Genomic DNA, 1,962 nt, shown 5'->3' with positions numbered 1-1,962 from the left:
GCACACCCGCCAAGGTCAATGCGAACGCTGGTCTTGCGGCCAGCGACAAGGTAAACTCGGCCAGCGTCTCGGATGGCAGTCATGAGAGCGTATATCTGTGCCCTTTTTATGTGACGCCCCCGTCTAGCTCGGGACGGCGAACATCGCGATTGCGGCCGCGCCCATCACCGCCGTCGCGAGCCATCCGAAGATCTTGAGCGGGGCCGATGCGACGAACTCGCCCATGATGCTGCGCTTCGACACCACGATCATCAGTCCGATCAGCACCGGCACTGCCGCGATGCCGTTGATGACGGCGCTCCAGAACAGCGCCTTCATCGGGCTGATCGGAGACCAGTCGATGGCGAGCCCCAGAACCATGCCGAGCGTGATGACGGCGTAGAAGGCCTTAGCCCTCATCGGCTCGTGTTCGAGGCTCGCCGTCCATCCACCGATCTCGCACACCCCGTAGGCGGAGGATCCCGCAAGAACCGGCACCGCCAGCAGCCCGGTGCCGATGATGCCGAGGCTGAAGATCACGGAGGCGAGGCTTCCCGCCACCGGTTTCAACGCCTGTGCTGCATCGGCCGCGCTCTGGATGTCGGTCTTGCCGGCCGCGTGGAGGGTCGTCGCCGTGCCGAGCATGATCGCCAGCGCGACGATGTTGGACACCGCCATGCCGGCGAACGTGTCCCATCGGATCCGGCTCAGCGCGTCGGGAGCTTGGGAGCGTTTCTCCCTGAGAGGCTTCCGCTCCTCGATCTGGTCGAGATCCTCGACCTCCTGCGCGGCCTGCCAGAAGAAGAGGTAGGGGCTGATCGTCGTCCCGAAGATCGCCACGACCGTGGTCACGGCGCCGGCTCCTGCGATCGACGGGATGGTCAGGCCGGCCGCCGCCGCCTGCCAGTCGACCTTCACTATGAAGATCAGCGCGATGTAGGCGAACAGCACGAGCGTCAGCCATTTCAGGACGTTCACGTAGCGGTGGTAGGGCACGAAGAGCTGAAGAAGCAGCGAGAGGACGGCGAAGAACACGGTGAAGGCGTGTGGTCCGTCTCCGATCACGAGCGCCGAGGCCTCGCCCATTGCGGCCAGATCGGCGCCGACGTTGATCGTGTTGGCGACGAACAGCAGTCCGATCAGGGCGATGACGAGCCAGCGCGGCATGACCTTACGGAGGCTGTTGCCGAGGCCATGTCCAGTGACCCGTCCGACCCAGGCGCTTGCAAGCTGGACGGCGACCATGAGGGGATAGCACAGGGTCATGGTCCACATGAGACCGGTGCCGAACTGGGCGCCGGCCTGCGAATAGGTGGCGATGCCGCTGGGGTCGTCGTCGGCTGCGCCCGTCACGAGCCCGGGCCCCAGCCTCCTGACCTTGTCGAGAATACCCACCTCGTCCTCCCCGTCCTGATCGGCTGTGGCTGGATTGGTCCTAGGCACCGGCCGTGTCGCCACGCTGGCGGCGCACCCACGAACATAGGCTATTTGCGACCGGCGGCAAACGCGCTGATCTCGATCAGCGCCGTCGAGGTTGTCGGCCGCGCGCGCGGAACGAAGCGCGCTCCGGACGGTTGCGGTTTCGATTGGAGACGACTGTCCGCCGTCAGCACCAATGGCACAGATTTGAGGTTGTGATTTAAGGAGGATCTGGGCTTCGTCGTAGTGACGAAGGAACGAAGATGAAGCCCAGATCCTGCGATGTAAAATCGCCCGCCAAGGCCCCAGCAGAGCGGATAGTGAAGGACATCCGCCGACAGACCCGGCGCCACTTTTCGGCCGAGGACAAGATCCGCATCGTGCTGGATGGCCTGCGCGGGGAAGACAGCATCGCCGAGCTATGCCGCAAGGAAGGCATTGCCCAGAGCTGTGGATCGGCGTGGAAAAGGGACCCCGGTAGCGGGGTGATCGGCGTCGAAAAGGGACCCCTCATCCCGGTGGTCTAGGCTGTTCGCTTGGCGGTGTGTCAGGCGGCGAGAGCGG

1 protein-coding gene and 1 pseudogene are annotated in these 1,962 nt (G+C 64.6%); one reads left to right on the top strand and one right to left on the bottom strand.

Annotated features, from left to right (window positions below; genetic code table 11):
- Window positions 1-123 precede the first annotated feature (123 nt).
- Window positions 124-1,374: an NRAMP family divalent metal transporter gene (locus GGR47_RS18975; protein ID WP_147037467.1), complete on the bottom strand. Its 1,251-nt coding sequence runs from the start codon at window positions 1,372-1,374 to the stop codon at window positions 124-126.
- 287 nt (window positions 1,375-1,661) lie between these two features.
- Between GGR47_RS18975 and GGR47_RS18970 the strand changes: the two are divergent.
- Window positions 1,662-1,871 (top strand): annotated as a pseudogene (locus GGR47_RS18970) (transposase); the annotation flags it as partial.
- Window positions 1,872-1,962 lie beyond the last annotated feature (91 nt).

The organism is Sphingomonas aquatilis, assembly GCF_014196115.1.
GTDB classification, from domain to species: Bacteria; Pseudomonadota; Alphaproteobacteria; order Sphingomonadales; family Sphingomonadaceae; genus Sphingomonas; species Sphingomonas aquatilis.
This window is presented reverse-complemented; position numbering and strand designations above follow the sequence as displayed.